The sequence below is a fragment of the Sphingopyxis sp. YR583 genome (genome assembly GCF_900108295.1).
Taxonomy (GTDB): domain Bacteria; phylum Pseudomonadota; class Alphaproteobacteria; order Sphingomonadales; family Sphingomonadaceae; genus Sphingopyxis.
Window position 1 is genome coordinate 719,239 of record NZ_FNWK01000002.1, and the last position, 17,943, is coordinate 737,181.

17 protein-coding genes and 1 tRNA gene are annotated in these 17,943 nt (G+C 65.2%); 9 read left to right on the forward strand and 9 right to left on the reverse strand.

The genetic code is table 11. From position 1 onward, the window contains the following. Positions 1–40: 40 nt before the first annotated feature. Positions 41–125: transfer RNA gene (locus tag BLW56_RS15465), tRNA-Leu, on the reverse strand. 166 nt (positions 126–291) lie between these two features. Between BLW56_RS15465 and BLW56_RS15470 the strand changes: the two genes are divergently transcribed. Continuing rightward, entirely contained in the window at positions 292–489 is a 198-nt protein-coding gene (locus BLW56_RS15470; RefSeq protein WP_093511537.1) for a hypothetical protein, read from the forward strand. 102 nt (positions 490–591) lie between these two features. Further along, positions 592–2,271 carry an amidohydrolase gene (locus BLW56_RS15475; RefSeq protein ID WP_093511538.1) on the forward strand — a complete coding sequence of 560 codons (1,680 nt, stop codon included), beginning with the start codon at positions 592–594 and terminating at the stop codon, positions 2,269–2,271. Between the two features lie 16 nt (positions 2,272–2,287). On the opposite strand, the gene BLW56_RS15480 is transcribed toward BLW56_RS15475, so the two are convergent. From BLW56_RS15480 to BLW56_RS15510, 7 genes are all read right to left on the reverse strand, one after another. Continuing rightward, positions 2,288–2,878, reverse strand: a complete 591-nt coding sequence (locus BLW56_RS15480) for a hypothetical protein (RefSeq protein WP_093511539.1) — start codon at positions 2,876–2,878, stop codon at positions 2,288–2,290. Between the two features lies 1 nt (position 2,879). Then, positions 2,880–4,058 (reverse strand): M48 family metallopeptidase, encoded by a 1,179-nt coding sequence (locus BLW56_RS15485; protein ID WP_093511540.1) that lies wholly within the window; start codon positions 4,056–4,058, stop codon positions 2,880–2,882. Further along, positions 4,055–4,798 carry a hypothetical protein gene (locus tag BLW56_RS15490; protein ID WP_256203495.1) on the reverse strand — a complete coding sequence of 248 codons (744 nt, stop codon included), beginning with the start codon at positions 4,796–4,798 and terminating at the stop codon, positions 4,055–4,057. Before BLW56_RS15490 ends, BLW56_RS15485 begins: the two co-directional genes overlap by 4 nt. Before the next feature lie 168 nt (positions 4,799–4,966). Next, positions 4,967–6,433: an Asp-tRNA(Asn)/Glu-tRNA(Gln) amidotransferase subunit GatB gene (gatB, locus tag BLW56_RS15495; protein ID WP_093511646.1), complete on the reverse strand. Its 1,467-nt coding sequence runs from the start codon at positions 6,431–6,433 to the stop codon at positions 4,967–4,969. A 126-nt stretch (positions 6,434–6,559) separates the two neighbouring features. Beyond that, positions 6,560–8,041: an Asp-tRNA(Asn)/Glu-tRNA(Gln) amidotransferase subunit GatA gene (gene gatA, locus BLW56_RS15500; protein WP_093511541.1), complete on the reverse strand. Its 1,482-nt coding sequence runs from the start codon at positions 8,039–8,041 to the stop codon at positions 6,560–6,562. Beyond that, positions 8,041–8,343, reverse strand: a complete 303-nt coding sequence (gatC, locus tag BLW56_RS15505) for an Asp-tRNA(Asn)/Glu-tRNA(Gln) amidotransferase subunit GatC (protein WP_093511542.1) — start codon at positions 8,341–8,343, stop codon at positions 8,041–8,043. The genes gatA and gatC overlap by 1 nt, the downstream gene beginning before the upstream one ends. A 92-nt stretch (positions 8,344–8,435) precedes the next feature. After that, positions 8,436–10,232, reverse strand: a complete 1,797-nt coding sequence (locus BLW56_RS15510; RefSeq protein WP_093511647.1) for a DUF4153 domain-containing protein — start codon at positions 10,230–10,232, stop codon at positions 8,436–8,438. Between the two features lie 79 nt (positions 10,233–10,311). Between BLW56_RS15510 and BLW56_RS15515 the strand changes: the two genes are divergently transcribed. The 7 genes from BLW56_RS15515 (at position 10,312) to BLW56_RS15545 (ending at position 16,678) form a co-directional block, all read left to right on the forward strand. Next, the gene (locus BLW56_RS15515; protein WP_093511648.1) at positions 10,312–11,604 is read left to right on the forward strand and encodes a DUF3089 domain-containing protein; all 1,293 of its coding nucleotides are present in this window, start codon (positions 10,312–10,314) and stop codon (positions 11,602–11,604) included. An 8-nt stretch (positions 11,605–11,612) separates the two neighbouring features. Further along, positions 11,613–12,074: a Holliday junction resolvase RuvX gene (gene ruvX, locus BLW56_RS15520; protein ID WP_093511543.1), complete on the forward strand. Its 462-nt coding sequence runs from the start codon at positions 11,613–11,615 to the stop codon at positions 12,072–12,074. A gap of 24 nt (positions 12,075–12,098) precedes the next feature. Further along, the gene (locus BLW56_RS15525) at positions 12,099–12,416 is read left to right on the forward strand and encodes a DUF1294 domain-containing protein (protein WP_256203496.1); all 318 of its coding nucleotides are present in this window, start codon (positions 12,099–12,101) and stop codon (positions 12,414–12,416) included. A gap of 13 nt (positions 12,417–12,429) precedes the next feature. Continuing rightward, entirely contained in the window at positions 12,430–13,425 is a 996-nt protein-coding gene (locus BLW56_RS15530) for an aspartate carbamoyltransferase catalytic subunit (RefSeq protein ID WP_093511544.1), read from the forward strand. Then, positions 13,416–14,639 carry a dihydroorotase gene (locus BLW56_RS15535; protein WP_093511545.1) on the forward strand — a complete coding sequence of 408 codons (1,224 nt, stop codon included), beginning with the start codon at positions 13,416–13,418 and terminating at the stop codon, positions 14,637–14,639. Before BLW56_RS15530 ends, BLW56_RS15535 begins: the two co-directional genes overlap by 10 nt. Positions 14,640–14,711: 72 nt before the next feature. Beyond that, on the forward strand, positions 14,712–15,266 hold the full coding sequence (locus tag BLW56_RS15540; RefSeq protein WP_093511546.1) for a DUF4189 domain-containing protein: 555 nt from the start codon (positions 14,712–14,714) through the stop codon (positions 15,264–15,266). Positions 15,267–15,511: 245 nt separating this feature from the next. Then, positions 15,512–16,678 (forward strand): helix-turn-helix transcriptional regulator, encoded by a 1,167-nt coding sequence (locus BLW56_RS15545; protein WP_093511547.1) that lies wholly within the window; start codon positions 15,512–15,514, stop codon positions 16,676–16,678. On the opposite strand, the gene BLW56_RS15550 is transcribed toward BLW56_RS15545, so the two are convergent. Then, entirely contained in the window at positions 16,675–17,874 is a 1,200-nt protein-coding gene (locus BLW56_RS15550) for a cation:proton antiporter (protein ID WP_093511548.1), read from the reverse strand. The two genes, BLW56_RS15545 and BLW56_RS15550, sit on opposite strands and share 4 nt — an antisense overlap. Positions 17,875–17,943 lie beyond the last annotated feature (69 nt).

Genomic DNA, 17,943 nt, shown 5'->3' on the forward strand with positions numbered 1-17,943 from the left:
AGCGGCGGAGTTCCCCATGATCCCGGCCTGCATTGCAGAATGGTGCGGGCGAAGGGACTCGAACCCCCACATCTTGCGATACTGGTACCTAAAACCAGCGCGTCTACCAATTCCGCCACGCCCGCAGGTGTTTTCGGCCGGGTGCACGAAATCGCGCGCTGCCGCGCACGCCCGTGCGGGCCGCGCGGGGCTATAGCAGACGCGCGGCCAAGGGCAAGGGCACAAAGCCGCCTGTTCCACGGGCGGAACAGTGGGCGCGCCCGTTCGTTGGTTAACCCGAGGAGACAGACGATGCCGAATAGCCCCGACCCGCTTCCCAAGCCGAAGCCCGACACGATCGAACCGCAAGCGCCGCCCGAACATCCGGTACAGCCCACCCCGGTCGAAGACCCCGCCGGCCAGCCGACCGAAATCCCCGGCCGTCCCGGCGGCGGCGACATCGACCAGCCCGGCCGCGGCCCCAGCGAAGTTCCGCCGCAGGAGATCTAACGACGCTCCCTCCCCGATTCCCGCTTTCGCGGGAGTGGGTTGCATAGAGAGACTTGACGGCCCCTCTCACCCCCCGCACGATGCGCCGCAGGGGAGAGAGATATGAAATTCACCGCCGCCATTGCGCTGCTTTTGGCAACCACCGCGCCCGCGATAGCGCAGGACGCCGTCCTTTACCGCGGCGGCCCGATCATCACGATGGATGGCGACGCACCGCAAACCGTCGAGGCGGTCGTGACCAAGGGCGACCGCATCGCCTTCTCCGGCCCTGAAAAGCAGGCGCGCGCTGCCGCGGGCAAGGACGCGACCATCCGCGACCTCAAGGGTGCGACGATGCTCCCGGGTTTCATCGACGCCCATTCGCACTTCACCGTCGCCACGATGAGCGCGGGCGGGCTCGACCTTCGCGCCGGACGGCCCGTCACCGACATCGCGGGCGTCTCGGCCGCGATCCGCGATCATCTCGCCCGCACGCCGGCCGCCCCCGGCCGCTGGATCACCGTCTGGCAGTTCGATCACGAGTCGCTTGCCGAAAAACGCTACATCACCCGCGCCGAACTCGACGCGATCGCGCCCGACCGTCCGCTCGTCGTCCTCCACGTCTCGCTCCACGGCGCCGTCGCGAACAGTGCCGCACTGAAGGCCGCCGGGATCGACGAGAGCACGCCTGTGCCGCCCGGCGGCATGATCCTCCGCGACGACGCGGGCAAGCTCAACGGCGTATTGCTCGAAAAGGCGATGTTCCTGATGCTCGCCAAAATGCCGCAGCCGACCGCCGAACAGAAACTCGCCGCGCTCGACGCCGCACAGAACGCCTATTTTGCCGAGGGCTATACGCACGCGCAGGACGGCGCCACCCTGCCCCCCGACGTCGCCTTCCTCACCAGCCCGGCTGCGCGCGAGCGGCTCAAGATCGACCTCGCGCTGCTCCCCTTCTCGACCGGCCTCGACGGCCTGCTCGCCAACCCCGGCCTCCAATTCGGCCGTTATCAGGGCCATGTGAAGCTACAGGGGATCAAATTCGTCCTCGACGGATCGGTCCAGTCGCGCACCGGCTTTTTCACCCGCGACTATAAACGCGGCAGCCCCGAGGGCCATCACCCCTGGCATGGCGAGCCGATCCTCTCCGAAGAGGAATTCATCGCGCAGGCGAGGAAGGTGAATGACCGCGGCTGGCAGCTCTTCGTTCATGCCAATGGCGACGCCGCGATCGACATGGCGATCCGCGGCTTCGACTTGCTCGGGATCAAGGCCGCGGACAACCGCCGCCCGATCGTCATCCACTCGCAATTCCAGCGCCGCGACCAGCTCTCCGCCTACAAGCGCATCGGCGTCGGCCCCGCCTATTTCTCGAACCACACATGGTATTGGGCCGACGTCCACCGCACCAACTTCCCCGCCGAAGTCGTCGATTTCATCAGCCCCTTCCGCTCCGCACGCGCTGCGGGCCTGACGCCGTCGAACCACAGCGACTACAGCGTCACCCCGCTCGACACGCGCTTCATGCTCTGGACCTCAATGGCGCGCGTCTCGCCGACCGGCGTCGTCAGCGGCCCCGACGAACGCCTCGACGCCTATGAAGCGCTACAGGCGCTCACCACCGGCCCCGCCTGGCAGGCGTTCGAGGAGGACCGCAAAGGCTGCATCAAGCCCGGCCTGCTCGCCGATTTCGTAATCCTCGATAAGAATCCGCTGACGACGCCGGTCGATGCGATCAAGGATATCCGCGTACTGGAAACCGTGAAAGAAGGACGATCGGTCTGGCAGGCGACATCGCGCTAAATTCCCGGCTCGCGATCTAGAATCGCGCCCGCTGCATCATCGCTTGCGCTTCGGGCAGACCCGCACCGAAATAATGCAGCTGGGGCGCGTAATAATTTGCGACGAACAGCTTGCCGTCCACAACCGCGAGGCGAGCCTCGCCAAGTCGCGTCAGTTCGTCATTCGGCATCGTGTAACGATATCGGACCAGCAACCCTCTTTTACCGCCGATATCCGTCGGGGCGGATTCGATGATCGTGAAATCGGACAGCTGGTTGGCGGCGCGAAAGCTGCGTTCGAAAAAGTCGGCAAGTTCGGGCAGCAACAGGCCGCTGTCGAACTTCGGCATCGGGTTATTCTTTTGATCGCGTTCCTTGTAGAGCGATCCGCCGGTGGGAATGGCCGAGAAAAATTCCAGCGCGTTGAGGCCGGTGCCATCCTGCGTCCACACCCGCCCCTGCTTGCCGGGCCGCCCACCCTGATTCCAGTCACTGTCGGGGGTTACTTTCAGGCCGTCGACTTGCGCCGCCTGCTTCGCGCTCATCAGCTTCCAGCCGGCGCTGGCTGACGGACTCCACGCCGCAAGCGCGGCTGCCATGAAAATCATCGGACGGCGATAGATGGTCATTTCAATTCTCCAACAGCATTTTCATGGCCGCGGCGTCAGCGGCTTGCGGCGATCGGACCAGATATTCCTGTAACGCAGCCTTTCCGGCGGCGCTGTCGCCACCGCGCATCGCGGTCAGGCCGGCACCACGCCAAGCCTCGGCTGGCGCCGACCCCGTCGCGATTGCCTGCTCATAAAATTGCCGCGCAGTCACCAAGTCGCGAGGGTTCCCGCGCAAGCGGTAAAGTTCGCCGCGAGCATGCAGCAGCAGGCCATCCCAGCCCAGCGCCTGCGCGCGGCTCTGGATGACATAGTCCGCCGCAGCAAATTCATTGCCTTTGACCAAGCTGCCAAAAAGAGTTGGCAGAACGCGTGCCGTCGCATCCCGATAGGCCGCAGCACCGTCATCACCATCAATCGCACCCGGCTGCGCTTCAATTTCGGAAAAATAGGCGAAACGCTGTAAATTGGTCGGGTGAGTGTCTGTGGCCCCCGGCGTAAACCGACGGATTTTACGTTGTTTGCGTTCCTCTCGCAGCGCATCATCTTCTTCCATCAATCGCTTCCACACGACCGACGCCCGAAGCGGGTAGGATGACGCGCGAATATAGTCTGCGGAAAGGAGGTCGGACTGCTGCTCCTGCTCTCGATTAAAGCCCGCAAGACCGGTCACAAATGCGCTTTCGGCGACCGCTCCCACATTTTGGCCAACCGCAGCGCCACTCAGGCTGAGCCACATCAAAATGTCGCTCCCTGTCCGACGCTTCTTGAACTTGTTCAAGCTATGCCGAAGCTCGAAATGAGCAAATTCATGGCCCAATATGGTCGCAAGCTCGGCTTCGGAGTGCACGCGAGCGAGGAGGCCCGTATTGATGACCATCAATCCATTCGGCGCCATTGTCGCATTAAAAATATTGTCTTGAACAACATATATACGCGTAGCAGCGCACCGATCCTGGCCTACCGTCTTGCACAGGACGCCCTTAATATATCTCGTGAGTTCTTCGTCTTGGACTACGAGCGGCGAGTCCCGAAAACCACGTTCATGATCGTCCAATTCCATCCATAGCCCGCGCTCGTCTACTCCCTGCGGTTCGTAGGCGCCAGCATAGGCCGGGCGTTCGAATTGCGCCTCCGTTCCCCACGCTTGACCAAATCCGGCCGCCAGCAGCGCAACTGCCAGTATCGCCCGCGCGCTCATTTTGCAGCTACGGCGACCGGCTTAAGACCTGGAAAATCCTCCAGCAACTGCCCGACACGCTTCTGCATGCCCTCTTCGGTGCGCACATCGCCGCCCATCTGTTCGTCGGCGTTCAGCCACACCAGATCGCCGGTATGCAAATCGACAAGCCCCGCATAGCCGACATGCTTGCCTGAACTTACACCCGCACCGACCAGTCCGATGGCCAGCACCTGAAACATTTTCCGTCCAAAGGATCCATATTGATCCTCGGTGCGGACAAAAAGGCCGTATCGCGCGCCCGTTCGTTCGGCGATTTCCTTCGTGCCTTCGCCCAATGTCCAGTCGAATGCCTTATTCTTCCGCGTGGGCAGCCGGTTACCTGCAAAAAACTGGTAATTCACAACCGAATTGGCGACAGAGTTAAACAGAGCCCGATGTTCGGAAAACAGTTTGGCATCCTCGCCCACAAGGTCGGGTTCGATAATCAGCTCATTGCTGAACTCGATCTGGCGGCGTGCCAATTCAGCATTCAGGAAATCACGAGCCTGCGCGGTCCAGTCAGCATTGGGCTCCCCCATCCCGCCGGTCGATTGCTCACCCACCCAGACCGAAGGACGAAACAGCAGAATTTTCTGGCCGCTCAGCGATTCTGCTGAAAACCCTGCGCGAACCGCCCCCTTTTCCTGCCCCAGCACCGCCGGCGTCGTGAACAGAAACGAGACCGTCAAAATGACGGCCGACATCCATTTACCCAGCATCCAAGCCCCCCGGCTACTCAGGATTATTACCTGCCTCGCGCCTGCATCGGAAAAACCGTAGTGACCTGCAAGAGGAAAAACGCATGCGACCGCAATCGCATGCGTTCTATTGCATCCAGAATGGCTTCAATATTTGTTATCGTCGCGACACGCCGGCCCGTATTAATTTTAGTTCAACGCCTTCTTCAGCAGCTCGTTCACCACCTGCGGGTTCGCCTTGCCCTGCATCGCCTTCATCGTCTGGCCGACGAAGAAGCCGAACAAGGCTTCCTTGCCGCCCTTATACTGCTCGACCTTGTCGGCATTGGCCGTCAGGATTTTGGCGATTTCGGCTTCGATCGCGCCGGTGTCGCTCGTCTGCTTCAGACCGTCGCGTTCAACGATCACGCCCGCCGCGTCGCCGCTTTCGAGCATTTTTTCGAAAACCTGCTTCGCAATCGTTCCCGAAATCGTCCCGTCGGCGACCAGCCCGAGCAGTTCGCCCGCGTGCGCCGGTGTGACCGGGCAATCCTCGAAGCTCTTGCCGAGGCGGTTCAGCGCGCCGAACAGCTCGCTCGACACCCAGTTCGCCGCCGCGGCCGGCTTCGCGCCGGTTTCGAGCAAAGTATCGAACCACAGCGCGCTTTCGACCTCGGCGGTCAGCACGTCGGCGTTATACGCCGAGATGCCGGCCGCCAGATAGCGCGCGCGCTTGGCGTCGGGCAGTTCGGGCAGGCTCTCGCGGCATTCCGCCAGAAACGCATCGTCGAGTTCGAGCGGCAACAGGTCGGGATCGGGGAAGTAGCGGTAATCATGCGCATCTTCCTTCGACCGCATCGACCGCGTCTCGTTGCGGTCGGGATCGTAGAGCCGCGTTTCCTGCACCACGGTGCCGCCGCTTTCGATCAGCTCGACCTGGCGCTTCGCCTCGCCCTCGATCACCGCCATCACGAAGCGCACCGAATTGACATTCTTCGTCTCGGTCCGCGTCCCGAATTCGTCGCCGGGCTTGCGCACGCTGACGTTGACGTCGGCGCGCATCGAGCCTTCTTCCATATTGCCGTCGCACGACCCGACATAGCGCAGAATCGAGCGCAGCTTGCGCACATAGGCCCCGGCCTCGGCCGGCGAGCGCATGTCGGGGCGCGAGACGATCTCCATCAGCGCGACGCCTGAACGATTCAGGTCGACGTAGGACATCGTCGGATGCTGGTCGTGCATCAGCTTGCCGGCATCCTGCTCGACATGGATACGCTCGATCCCGATGCGCTTGGCTTCGGGCAGCCCCGCCTTCTCATCGGCCTCGATCGTCAGCGAACCTTCGCCGACAAGCGGATGATAAAGCTGCGAAATCTGATAACCCTGCGGCAGATCGGCATAGAAATAATTCTTGCGGTCGAACCGCGACCATTTGTTGATCTCGGCCTCGATCGCCATGCCCGTGCGCACCGCCTGACGGATGCACTCGCGGTTCGGCACCGGCAGCATGCCGGGCATCGCGGCGTCGACCAGCGACACCTGCGTGTTCGGCTCCGCCCCGAACGCCGTCGCGGCGCCCGAGAACAGCTTGGCATTGGAGGTGACCTGCGCATGGACCTCGAGGCCGATCACGACCTCCCACTCGCCGGTTTCGCCCTTGATGCGATAATCAGACATCGCGTTCATTCTTTCCCGTCTTGTCACTCAGATGCGCCTTAGCGGATCGCTCCTTGTTGACGCGTTTGTCCCTGAAGAATTGTACGGCCACGTCCAGTAAGCCGAATATCGCCTCTATCAGAGCGCTTACCACCACTTCTCCGCCCGCGCGTTGAACCCAGCGCGCTGCTCGATCGCCAGCCCGGCGTTAAGCACGCCCTGCTCGTCGAAAGCCTTGCCGATGATCTGCAAGCCGAGCGGCAGCCCTTCGCGGTTCAGCGCCGCGGGGACCGACATCGCGGGCAATCCCGCGAGGCTCGCGGGCACCGCGAACACGTCGTTCAGATACATCGACAGCGGATCGGCGGTCTTTTCGCCCAGCCCGAACGCAGCCGACGGCGCGGTCGGCGCCAGGATCACGTCGCACACCCCGAACGCCTGCTCGAAATCGCGCGCGATCAGCGTCCGCACCTTCTGCGCCTGCGTATAATAAGCGTCGTAGAAGCCCGCCGACAGCACATAGGTGCCGATCATGATGCGGCGCTTGACTTCGGGCCCGAAGCCGTCGGCGCGCGTCGCGGCGTACATGTCCTGCAATCCCGCCTTTTCGGGCAGGTCACGCAAACCATAACGCACGCCGTCATAGCGCGCGAGGTTCGACGACGCCTCGGCGGGCGCGATGATATAATAGGCCGGCAGCGCATATTTGGTGTGCGGCAGGCTGATCTCGACGACCTCGGCCCCCGCATCCTTCAGCATCGCGATGCCCGCGTCCCACATCGCGTCGATGTCGGGATCGATGCCTTCTAATCGATACTCCTTGGGAATACCTACCTTCTTACCCTTGAGATCGCTCGATAAAGCGGCTTCCCAATTGGGTACCGCCATGTTCAGGCTCGTCGCGTCCTTCGGATCGAAGCCCGCCATATTTTCGAGCATGATCGCGCAGTCGCGCACATCGCGCGCCATCGGCCCCGCCTGATCGAGCGAGCTTGCAAACGCCACGATGCCCCAGCGCGAGCAGCGGCCATAGGTCGGCTTGATCCCCGAAATGCCCGTGAACGCCGCGGGCTGGCGGATCGAGCCGCCGGTGTCGGTGCCCGTCGCCGCGGGGCACAGCCGCGCCGCGATTGCCGAAGACGAACCGCCCGACGATCCGCCCGGCGCGAGCGCGGCATTGCCGCCATCCTTGCGCTTCCACGGGCTGATCACATTGCCGAAGTAAGACGTCTCGTTCGACGACCCCATCGCGAACTGGTCGAGGTTGAGCTTGCCGAGCATCCCGCAACCCGCGTCCCACAATTTCTGCGAAACAGTGGACTCGTACCGCGGCACAAAACCTTCGAGCATATGGCTCGCGGCGGTCGTCTGGACACCGTTCGTCGCGAACAGATCCTTCATCCCGATCGGCACGCCCGACAGCGGCTTCAAGGTGCCCGCAGCGCGGTCGGCATCGGCCGCCTTCGCCGCCGCGATCGCATGCTCGGGCGTTTCGACGATAAACGCGTTCAGCGCCTTCGCGCCCGCGACATTGGCGTTGAACGCCTCGGCGACCTCGACGGCGCTGAAATCGCCCGCGCGGTGCCCATCGCGGATCTGCGCAACGGTCAGATTGGTAAGCTCGGTCATTATTCGATCACTTTCGGCACGCCGAAAAAGCCGTGCTGCGGCGCGGGTGCATTGGCGAGGACATCGTCGCGGCGGTTGCCGCCGGTCAGCGGGTCGGCGTCGACGACATCGTCGCGCAGCCGCAAACTGTTGGGGATCACCGCGGTCATCGGCTCGACCCCGGTCACATCGACCTCGCCGAGTTGCTCGACCCAGCCCAAAATGCCGTTCAATTCGCCTTCCATCGCGGCGGCTTCGGCATCGCTGATCGCGATGCGCGCCAGCGACGCGATTTTCCTTACTGTTGCCTGATCGATTGCCATTCTTGTCGCCTTATCGGGAGAAGCTCGGCCGCTAGCATCGTAGCCTGATTGCTTCAAGGCGCAGCATGGGCACGGCGGCCCAAAAAGGCCATCTAGGGGAAATTGTCGCCTATCGGCTTGCCGTCCACAAAAATCTGTTGGCGAACCACCGGCCGAACCTCGACCACCGCTTTGTTCAAATCCACTGCGGTGCCCAAAGGCTTCCGCCGGGCGAGCGACGGATATTCGCCATCTGGATACCAATTCCCTTTGCCGTTCTTGCCGACAAGATACACCAGCAACACGACGTCGGTATCCGGCCGAAGCAGCGCCACCCGATTGCGGCTTATGACGTAAACGATACAGCGCTGGGTGACGCAATCCTCCCTGCGCTCAAGCACGTCATAGACATCAGGCGGCAACGTCCGCCCCTCGGGCAGCACGCGAACCTTGCTCTCGATCGGCTCCCCGGCGAGGGAAGCAGCAAGGGCTACCTCATCGGAATTTCCGCGACGCCAATTGGAAACACTCCAGCGATCCTTCGCCGCCAGCGCCAGCTTGGCAAAACCCGCGCGTTCCTTGTCCGTCGATCGCGCCAACGCCTCCAGCTCACGGCGCCCGCTCGGCCCGAAATCGAACGCCAGCGCCGCCCAGTCGAATTGCTCGGTCTTGGTCGCCCCCGATTTCAGCCGCGCCACCTGGTCGCGCGTCGAAATCGCCCCGAAATCGAGGATCGGCAGCGCGAGGAACAGCGCCAGCAGCGCCAGCCCGATCGCCAGCTTCTGCTGGAGCGGCCGCAGCCGGTCGTCGAAATCGCGCCGCCCCTTCACCACCGCCCACAGACCCGCGATGCCATAGGCGAGCGCAATCATCGCCGCGATCACGCCCCAGATGCGCTCGGGCGTCCAGCCATACTGGATCACGCGCAAATGCATCGAATAAAAGGCGATCCCCGCCAGCGGCAGCACCGCGACCGCCAGCACCGGCGCCGACCAGCGCAGCGCGGGATTGGTCGCGCGGTCGTCGGCGCCATTGCCGATCACCGCATTGGCGAGCAGCACCGCGAACGCCGCAACCCCCATCATCACCGCCGCGGTCGAAAAACCCGAATCCCACAGCTTCTGCAGCCCCGTCCCCGCCAGCGACAGCAGGAACAGCACCAGCGCGACGGCGAGCACCGGCGCGAGCACCGCCAGCACGATCATCACCAGCCGCTGCAACGTCGCGACCAGCCTGTCGCGCTCGCGAAGCAGGCCGACGGCGCCGCCAAACGCCGCGCCCGCCAGCATCCAGCCGAACCATTCGTCGTTCAGCAGGTCGAAGATCAGGTTGATCCCGATCAGCTTGAACATCTGCCCGATCAGCACGGTGAGCAGGAAAGCGATGCCGACGAACGCAAGGCTCGCCGCGCCGATCACCGCATCGGTCCACGCGTGGCTGTGCAGCCGCGCATAGGGCATTTGCCACAGCTTCCAGAAACGCCCGTCGGGCGCGACGTCGCGCCGCGTCTGGAACAGCGGCGTCGCGACGAGCACCGCGAGGATTCCCGACCAGAAGGGCCATGCGACCGGCGATCCGCCGAAATTATACCCCGCCGAATGCCAGGTGATCAGCCCCATCACCGCGCCCCACAACAGCGCGAAGCCCAGCGCCCAATGCCAGCGGCGCAATTCGACCCCCAGCACGAACACGACGGTTCCGATGGCGACGAACGCCGCGAGCGCATCGAGCAAGGGCGCCGGTTCGGCGACATATTGGCGGTCGACGAACATATGGATCGCAAGCCCGGCGACCGCACAGATCGCCGCCATGATCCACGGCCGCAGCGGCCACGGCGGGTCATTGTCGTCGAGGCGCGCAGACAATCGGGACGAATCGGCGTGCGCGCCGGTTGCGGCTGCTTCGGTCATTCCCACATCTGGGCTTGTTTCGCGGCGCTCGGCAAGCCAAAGCTGCGCCGCACTCTCCCCCGACCGCATGGAGCGCCTTTTGGCCCGCAAATTTCTCTACGTCATCGCTGCCATCATCCTGCTGATCCTCGCCGCCGGGGTCGTGTATCAGCTTTTTCCCGGCTGGATCGCGCGCACCGCGTTCGTCCCCAGCACCGAATTCAAGCCGCAGGCTGCGGTCGCGCCCAACGCCTATGACGATCCCAAAATGTGGTTCGCGCGCCCGGGCATGGAAAAAGACCCCTCGGCCTGGCGCCCCGCCGCCGACGGCAGCGAAACGCCGGGGACCGATCTTCCGGGGGAAAAAGCCGCCGCGCCGCTGATCCCGCGCGCCAAGGCCGCACAGGCCGCCGCCACCGAAACGCCCTTCGCCAAGGGCGATGCCGCCGTCTTCTTCGTCCACCCGACCAGCTATTACAGCCGCTCGAGCTGGAACGCGCCGCTCGAGGATCGCGATTCCGACCATCGCGCCAATCTGTTCGTGCAAGGCATGGCGAGCGCCTTTGCCGACGCCGGTGAAATCTGGGCGCCGCGCTACCGTCAGGCGACGCTTGGCGCCTTCCTTGCCGAAGACCGCGTGACCGCGGGCAAGGCGATCGATTCGGCCTATCGCGATGTCGAGGAAGCGTTCGACGCCTTCCTCGCGGGCATTCCCAAGGACAAGCCGATCATCCTCGCGGGCCACAGCCAGGGCGCGCTCCACCTCACCACCCTGCTCAAGACGCGCATCGCGGGCACCCCGCTCGCGAAACGCATCGTCGCCGCCTATGTGATCGGCTGGCCGGTCAGCCTCGACACCGACATCGCCGGGCTCGGCCTCCCGGCGTGCCAGACCCCCGAACAAAAGGGCTGCATCCTCGGCTGGGCGACTTTCGCCGACCCCGCCGACCCGATCATGGTCACCGACGCTTACGACGGCACGATCGGTTTCGACGGCCGCCCGCGCGCCGGAACGCGCATGCTCTGCACCAACCCGCTCACCGGCATCCCCGATACCGAAGCTCCAGCGGCGGCAAACATCGGCACGCTGAAACCCACCGAAGGCTTCAAATCGGGATCGCTGATCGCCAGCAAGATCGGCGCGAAATGCGACGACACGCGCGGTTTCCTGATGATCGGCGATGCCGACGTCGCGAAAAATTACGTCGTCGCGGGCTATGTGCTGCCGGGCAATAATTATCATGTCTACGACATCACCCTCTTCTGGGCGAACGTCCGCGCCGACGCGCTCCGCCGCCTCGCGACCTATGAGGGCAAGCCGTCGCCCGTGCCGCCCGCCGCGGCGCCGACGCCTCCCCCGGCGACAAGCTTGCCGGCGCCCGCCAAGTCCTGAGCGGGAAGATGATCACAACCGCCGCCCCCGAATTCGCCGCCAGCTTTCCGGCCGGCGGCCGACTGATGGGCCTCGACGTCGGCACGAAAACCATCGGCATCGCTTTCTGCGACACGAACTGGAGCTTCGCGACCCCCGACAAGACGATCATCCGCAAGAAATTCTCGGTCGATCTCGAAACGCTTAAAAGCCTGATCGCGCAGCACAGCATCGTCGGCCTCGTCGTCGGCCTGCCGCTCAACATGGACGGCAGCGACAGCCCGCGCACGCAAAGCACCCGCGCCTTCGCGCGCAACCTCGCGCCGCTCGCCCTGCCCTTGCTCCTCTGGGACGAACGCTGGTCGACCGCCGCGGTCGAACGCGCGATGATCGCCGCCGACGTCAGCCGCGCCAAACGCGCCGAACGCGTCGACAGCGCCGCCGCCGCCTTCATCCTGCAGGGCGCGATCGACGCCCTCATCCGCCAATAGCGCCGCGCGCATGACGCCGCGCCTTTGACCGAATATATCGCTTACTGGCTCGCCGCCACGAACGGCATCGCCTTCGGCCTGATGGTCGCCGACAAACGCCGCGCCGGAGCAGGCGACCGCCGCATCCCCGAATCCACGCTGCTTCTTTGGGCCTTCCTCGGCGGCGCCTTCGGCACCGTCCTCGCCGCGCGCCTTGTCCGTCACAAGACGCGCAAACAGCCCTTCGCGACGTGGATGCTGATCTGGCTCTGGCTCAACATCCTCCTGCTCGCACTGTGGGCGCTCGGAATATTGGAGCCGCTCCTCGCCTCGGCGCTTGCGAGAATCGCCGCACCAGCCTAGAGGCGTGGCTTTAATGACAAGCTCAACAATCCGGCCCGCCAGCGACTATCCGCCCGGCGGCGATGCGTTTCGCCATCGCCACCTCACCGGCATCGCCCCGCTCACTCCGTGGGAGATTTCCTACATCCTCGACGCCGCCGAAGAGTGGGTCGAACTGAACCGCAGCGGCGCGGCCAAGCATGACGACCGGCTCGCCGGCCTGACGATCATCAACGCCTTTTTCGAAAACTCCACCCGCACGTTGCTCTCGTTCGAGATCGCGGGCAAACGCCTCGGCGCCGACGTCGTCAACATGCACGCCGCCCAGTCGAGCGTGAAGAAGGGCGAAACGCTGATCGACACCGCGATGACGCTGAACGCGATGCGCGCCGACGCGATCGTGATCCGCCACGCCAGCTCGGGCGCGGTCCAGCTCATCGCCGACAAGGTCGACTGCCCCGTGCTCAACGCCGGTGACGGCCGGCACGAACATCCGACGCAGGCGCTGCTCGACGCCCTCACGATCCGCCGCCGCAAGGGCCGCGTCGAGGGGCTCACCATCGCGATCTGCGGCGACGTCCTTCACAGCCGCGTCGCGCGCTCGAACATCCTCGCGCTCACCTTGCTCGGCAACGAAGTGCGCGTCGTCGCACCGCCGACGCTGACCCCGCCCGCGATGGACCGGATGCACGTCACCACCTTCACCGACATGGATGAGGGCATAAAGGACGCCGACGTCGTGATGATGCTCCGCCTGCAGAACGAACGCATGGACGGCGCCTACCTGCCCTCCGCGCGCGAATATCACGCGCTCTACGGCCTCACCCCGAAACGGCTCGGAAAAGCGAAACCCGATGCGATCGTCATGCACCCCGGCCCGATGAACCGCGGGGTCGAGATCGACAGCAGCATCGCCGACGATCCCGCGCGCTCGACCATCACCGAACAGGTGGAAATGGGCGTGGCGGTCCGCATGGCCTGCCTCGACATATTGACGCGTCGCAAGCGGGGAGTCGCGGGATGGAACTGAAACCGCTTCACATTACGAACGCGCAGCTCATCGACGGCGACGCACCGCGACCCGGCAGCCTGCTCGTCGCGGATGGCCGCATCGCCGCCATCGATCCCACCGAAATCCCGGACGGCGCCGAGACCGTCGACGCCAGGGGCCAATGGCTCGCTCCCGGCATCATCGACCTCGGCGTCTTCGCGACCGACAAGCCCGCCTTCCACTTCGGCGGCATCACCCGCGCCGCGCTGATGCCCGACAACGGCCCGCTCGATGGCGCCGGGCTCGTCGAGCGCGCCGCCAAGGGCGGCAAGCCCGACCTTTGGGTCCATCCTCTCGCCGCCGCCACCAAAGGCCTCGCGGGCAAGGAACTCGCCGAGATCGGCCTGATGAAACAGGCGGGCGCGCGCGCCATCGCCACCGGCCGCGCGCGCATCGCTGACAGCGGCGTCATGCGCCGCGTGCTTTCTTACGCGGCCTCGCTCGGTCTCGTCACGATCATCCATGCCGAGGACGAGGGGCTCACCGCCGGCGCGGTTGCGACCGACGGCGAAATGGCGACGCGCCTCGGCCTCGCCTCCGCGCCGGCGATCGCCGAAGCGATGGCGATCGCGCGCGATCTCGCACTCGTCGAGGAAACCGGCGCGCCCGTCCATTTCCGGCAGGTCACGACCGCACGCGGGCTCGACCTCATCCGCGCCGCCAAGGCAAAGGGTCTGCCCGTCCTTTGTGGCATCACCCCCGCGCACCTCCTGCTCTCGGACACCGCGACCGGCGATTTTCGCACCTTCGCGCGCCTGTCGCCGCCGCTCCGCAGCGAGGACGACCGCCACGCCTGCCTCGCCGCGATCGCCGACGGCACGATCGACGTCCTCGCCTCGGGCCACGACCCGCGCGGCCCCGAGGACAAGCGCCTGCCCTTCGCCGAGGCCTTGCCCGGCATGGCGGGCGCCGAAACCCTGCTCGCGCTGGGCCTCGGCCTCGTCCGCGACGGCCATATCTCGCCGGGCCGCCTGTTCGAGCTGCTCGCGGGCACCCCCGCCTGCCTGCTCGGCGTCGATGCGGGGAAGCTCGCGGTGGGCAAGGAAGCCGACCTCATTCTCGTCGATGCCGGCACGCCGTGGCAGGTCGATGCCAAGAAGATGGCGGCCTGGGCGGGCAACACGCCCTTCGACGGCATGCCGGTGCAGGGCCGCGCCACCGCAATGTGGAAGGGCGGCCAGCGCATTCGCTGATACGGGCTTTATCTCGCTGATTTAATTCGATACCCCTCATGTGGGGGATCGATAATCAGCGAGGTTGTCTCGATGCGCCGTCTTGCCCTTCCCGCCCTGCTCGCCGCCCTTTTCGCGCCCGCCGCCGCCGCACAGATGCAGCCCGTTCAGGGTATCCCCTGCGCGCAGGGCCTCCCCTGCACTGCTCCGCCGCCGCAGGTGCTGCAGCAGATGTATGGTGGCGGCAGCGCGGAACCGCCGGGGCAAATCATCCCGTTCCAGGAAGAGAAACAGGATTATGTCGGCGGCTATATGGTCAACAGCTTCGCCGCGATCGCCTTCTGGCGCTCGGCGTCGGGCCAGCCCGGCTATAGCTATGGCGCGCTGCGCGGCGATAACCGCGAACAGGCCGAAAAATATGCGATGACGGCGTGCCGCGAGGCGGGCGGCCAAGGCTGCGTCATCGGCCTGTGGGGCGGCAACGGCCATTTCGCGATCGCGCGCGACAAGGAAGGCCAATATTATGCCGGCTTCGCGGGCACGCCCGGGGGCGCAAAACGGTCGGTGATGGACAGTTGCAAGAGCGCGGGCGCCAAATGCAAAGTGGTCGAGACGCTCGAAACCATGCCCTATTTCTTCCGCTTCTGACCCGCGCGGCGGGGCGGATAGCGCACAAAAATGAAGTCCGCCGGCAAGCCGACGGACTTCAAGAGAGCAAGATGGCCTTGGTTCCACCTTCCTCGGGTCGCCCTTACTCAATGACCGATTCGGTCGATTCGTTCGCTACCCACATGGGTAGGAGACAGAATATTTTCGTTTTATCGCATTGCGCTTGCCTTCGCGCCTTTGCTCCTATCAAATGAGGTCGCTGCGGGTCTTCTGGGGGGAAGTGCATGCAGAAGGATCAGGGACCGACCTTTCCGTCCGACCATAATGCGCCGGCCGAATGGGAAGTGCTCAACGCGCTGATCGGCGAAATCTACGATTCGGTGCTCCATCCTGAAAGCTGGAACGAGACTCTCGCGCGCATCACCGGCACCCTCTGCCCGCTGAGCTGGGAGGCCGCCTTCATCCTCTGGGAAAGCAGCAATCCGCCAAGCGCGCGCTTTGTCGCGGCAACCGGCCTCGCCGCCGGGGTACAGGAAATCTACACCGCCGTTTATGCGGGCCATCATCCCTGGTCGCGCAAGCTGATGCGCTACGGCAATGGCAGCGTCGTCGACAGCAACGACATCATGACGCGCGAGGAATTTCTCGAAACCGAATTCTTCCGCAACTTCCTCGCGCCGTGGGGGATCGACCGGATGATCGCCGTCCTCCTCGACAAGCGCGGCGGCGAGCGGCTCGGGCTGATGCTGCCCGGCCCCGGCGACCGCGATGTCGAGCGGCTGAAACGCGGGCTGCGTGTCCTCGGACCCCATATGCAGCGCGCGATGCGGATCAGCGACCGCATCGCGACGCTCGACCTCGCCGCGGGCGCCGCACGCGCCGCGACCGACGCCGCGCCTTTCGCGATCTTCAGCCTCGACGACCAGCTCAATATCCTCGCCGCCAACAGCCGCGCCGCGCGCTACGAAAGGGCGGGTTTCATCCGCACCGCTCAGGATCGCTTCGCCTTTACCCACCCGCCCAGCCAGAAACGGCTGCTCGACCTCGTGAAGCGCGATGCCCCCGCGGGGGTCGCCTTTCAGGCGCTGGGCCCGTCGGGCGCCGAATGCCCCGTGCTCGTTGCGCGTGTCACGCGCCAATCGGCACAGCAGCTCGGCGGGGTCCGCCTCGGCGCCTCGTTGATCGTCACGCTCGGCAGCTCGCCGGGCGAAACGCCGGTGGTCGAAATCGACCGGGTCGCACAATGGTTCGGGCTGACCCCGGCCGAAGCACGCCTCGCCGTCGCGCTCGCGGCGGGCGACACGCTGCAGGACTATGCCGCGCTGCGCGCCGTCAGCCTCAACGCCGTGCGCTTCCTCCTCAAAGGCATCTTTCGCAAGACCGGCGCCGCCACGCAGGCCCAGCTCGTCGCCCAGCTTGCGCGCCTGCCGGCTCCCGCAAGCGACGGCTAGGCGACCGCGCGCCTTGCGCCCGTCCGCGACGCGAGGCGGAACAGCGGCACCGTCAGCGTCGTCGAGACGAGCGCCAGCGTCACGAGGACCGCGAATATCGTCGGGGTGATCAGCCCCGCCTGAACGAGGATCGTCGCCGCGACGATCTCCATCAAACCCTTGCACTGGAGCAGCAGTCCCAATCGCGTCCGCTCGTTCGCCGGCATATGCATCTCGGGCGGCACGATATGCACGGCTGCCAGCTTTGACACCCCCGCCAGCAGCAACAGTATAAGCGCCACGCCGAGCGCCCCTGCGGTCACCACGGCGCCATCGATGCTCAGCCCGCGATGCGCAAAGAACAGCGGCGACAGGCCGAACAATGCGACCTTTCCGAGCGTCTCGGGCCGCAGCCGTTCGGCGAGCGCCTTCGGCGCCAGCACCCCGGCAAAATAGGCGCCGAGAAGTTCGTGGAGGCCAAGAACCGTCGTCGCCCATGCGCCCGCCGCCAGATAGGCGATGCCCAGCATCGCGCTGGCTGCGATATGGTCGGGCATGTGCCGGACGACCCTGTCGCGCGCGGCGATCATCGCCGCGAAAACGGCAACCGCGCCAATCGGTGCCAGCCCGCCCGAAAACAGCGTGCCTTCCTCGCCCCTGTGCAGGAACAGCAGCAGCGCGAGCCCGATCCACAGCATCGCATCGTCGAGCGCCGCGATGCGCAGCGACACATTGCCGAGCGGCCGGTCGGTCATCGGCAGCTCGCGCACGATACCGACGAGCACCGGCAAGGCACTGACCGCCAGGCAGAGCCCGATCGCGCCCGCCGACAACAGGGGCGACACGCCCGCGGGCCCGGCCAGCGCCGAACCAAAGGCGCCCGAAAACGCCACCGCGAAACCGACGGCGAACGGCAGCGCGAGTGCGATCAGCGCGGTTCCGATCCCGCGTCGGCCAAGACTGGATGCCTCGCCGGCGCTGACCCGCGTCTCGAGCCCCGCGCTGAACGCCAGCGCGAGCACGCCGAGCCAGCCGAGCGTCTCGCCCCACTCGGACGGACCGAGGACCGATTTGTCGAAACCGAAGCGATCGGCGGCGATCGCGACCGCCAGGCCGGTCAATATCGGCAGCACCGCCATCGGCACCGCCCCGCGCGCTAGCCGCCAGCAGAGCACCGGCACCAACAGGAAACAGACAAGGTCGACGAGGAACGCCATGCGAGCGAAGCTATCGCGCTGCCGCAAGGCGGGCAAGCACTATTGTGAACGTTCCCTAACGTCCAAAAC

Coding starts and splice junctions, on each gene's coding strand:
- BLW56_RS15470 (WP_093511537.1), top strand. CDS start 292: ATGCCGAATAGCCCCGACCCGCTTCCCAAGCCGAAGCCCGACACGATC.
- BLW56_RS15475 (WP_093511538.1), top strand. CDS start 592: ATGAAATTCACCGCCGCCATTGCGCTGCTTTTGGCAACCACCGCGCCC.
- BLW56_RS15480 (WP_093511539.1), bottom strand. CDS start 2,878: ATGACCATCTATCGCCGTCCGATGATTTTCATGGCAGCCGCGCTTGCG.
- BLW56_RS15485 (WP_093511540.1), bottom strand. CDS start 4,058: ATGAGCGCGCGGGCGATACTGGCAGTTGCGCTGCTGGCGGCCGGATTT.
- BLW56_RS15490 (WP_256203495.1), bottom strand. CDS start 4,798: ATGCTGGGTAAATGGATGTCGGCCGTCATTTTGACGGTCTCGTTTCTG.
- gatB (WP_093511646.1), bottom strand. CDS start 6,433: ATGTCTGATTATCGCATCAAGGGCGAAACCGGCGAGTGGGAGGTCGTG.
- gatA (WP_093511541.1), bottom strand. CDS start 8,041: ATGACCGAGCTTACCAATCTGACCGTTGCGCAGATCCGCGATGGGCAC.
- gatC (WP_093511542.1), bottom strand. CDS start 8,343: ATGGCAATCGATCAGGCAACAGTAAGGAAAATCGCGTCGCTGGCGCGC.
- BLW56_RS15510 (WP_093511647.1), bottom strand. CDS start 10,232: ATGACCGAAGCAGCCGCAACCGGCGCGCACGCCGATTCGTCCCGATTG.
- ruvX (WP_093511543.1), top strand. CDS start 11,613: ATGATCACAACCGCCGCCCCCGAATTCGCCGCCAGCTTTCCGGCCGGC.
- BLW56_RS15530 (WP_093511544.1), top strand. CDS start 12,430: ATGACAAGCTCAACAATCCGGCCCGCCAGCGACTATCCGCCCGGCGGC.
- BLW56_RS15535 (WP_093511545.1), top strand. CDS start 13,416: ATGGAACTGAAACCGCTTCACATTACGAACGCGCAGCTCATCGACGGC.
- BLW56_RS15540 (WP_093511546.1), top strand. CDS start 14,712: ATGCGCCGTCTTGCCCTTCCCGCCCTGCTCGCCGCCCTTTTCGCGCCC.
- BLW56_RS15545 (WP_093511547.1), top strand. CDS start 15,512: ATGCAGAAGGATCAGGGACCGACCTTTCCGTCCGACCATAATGCGCCG.
- BLW56_RS15550 (WP_093511548.1), bottom strand. CDS start 17,874: ATGGCGTTCCTCGTCGACCTTGTCTGTTTCCTGTTGGTGCCGGTGCTC.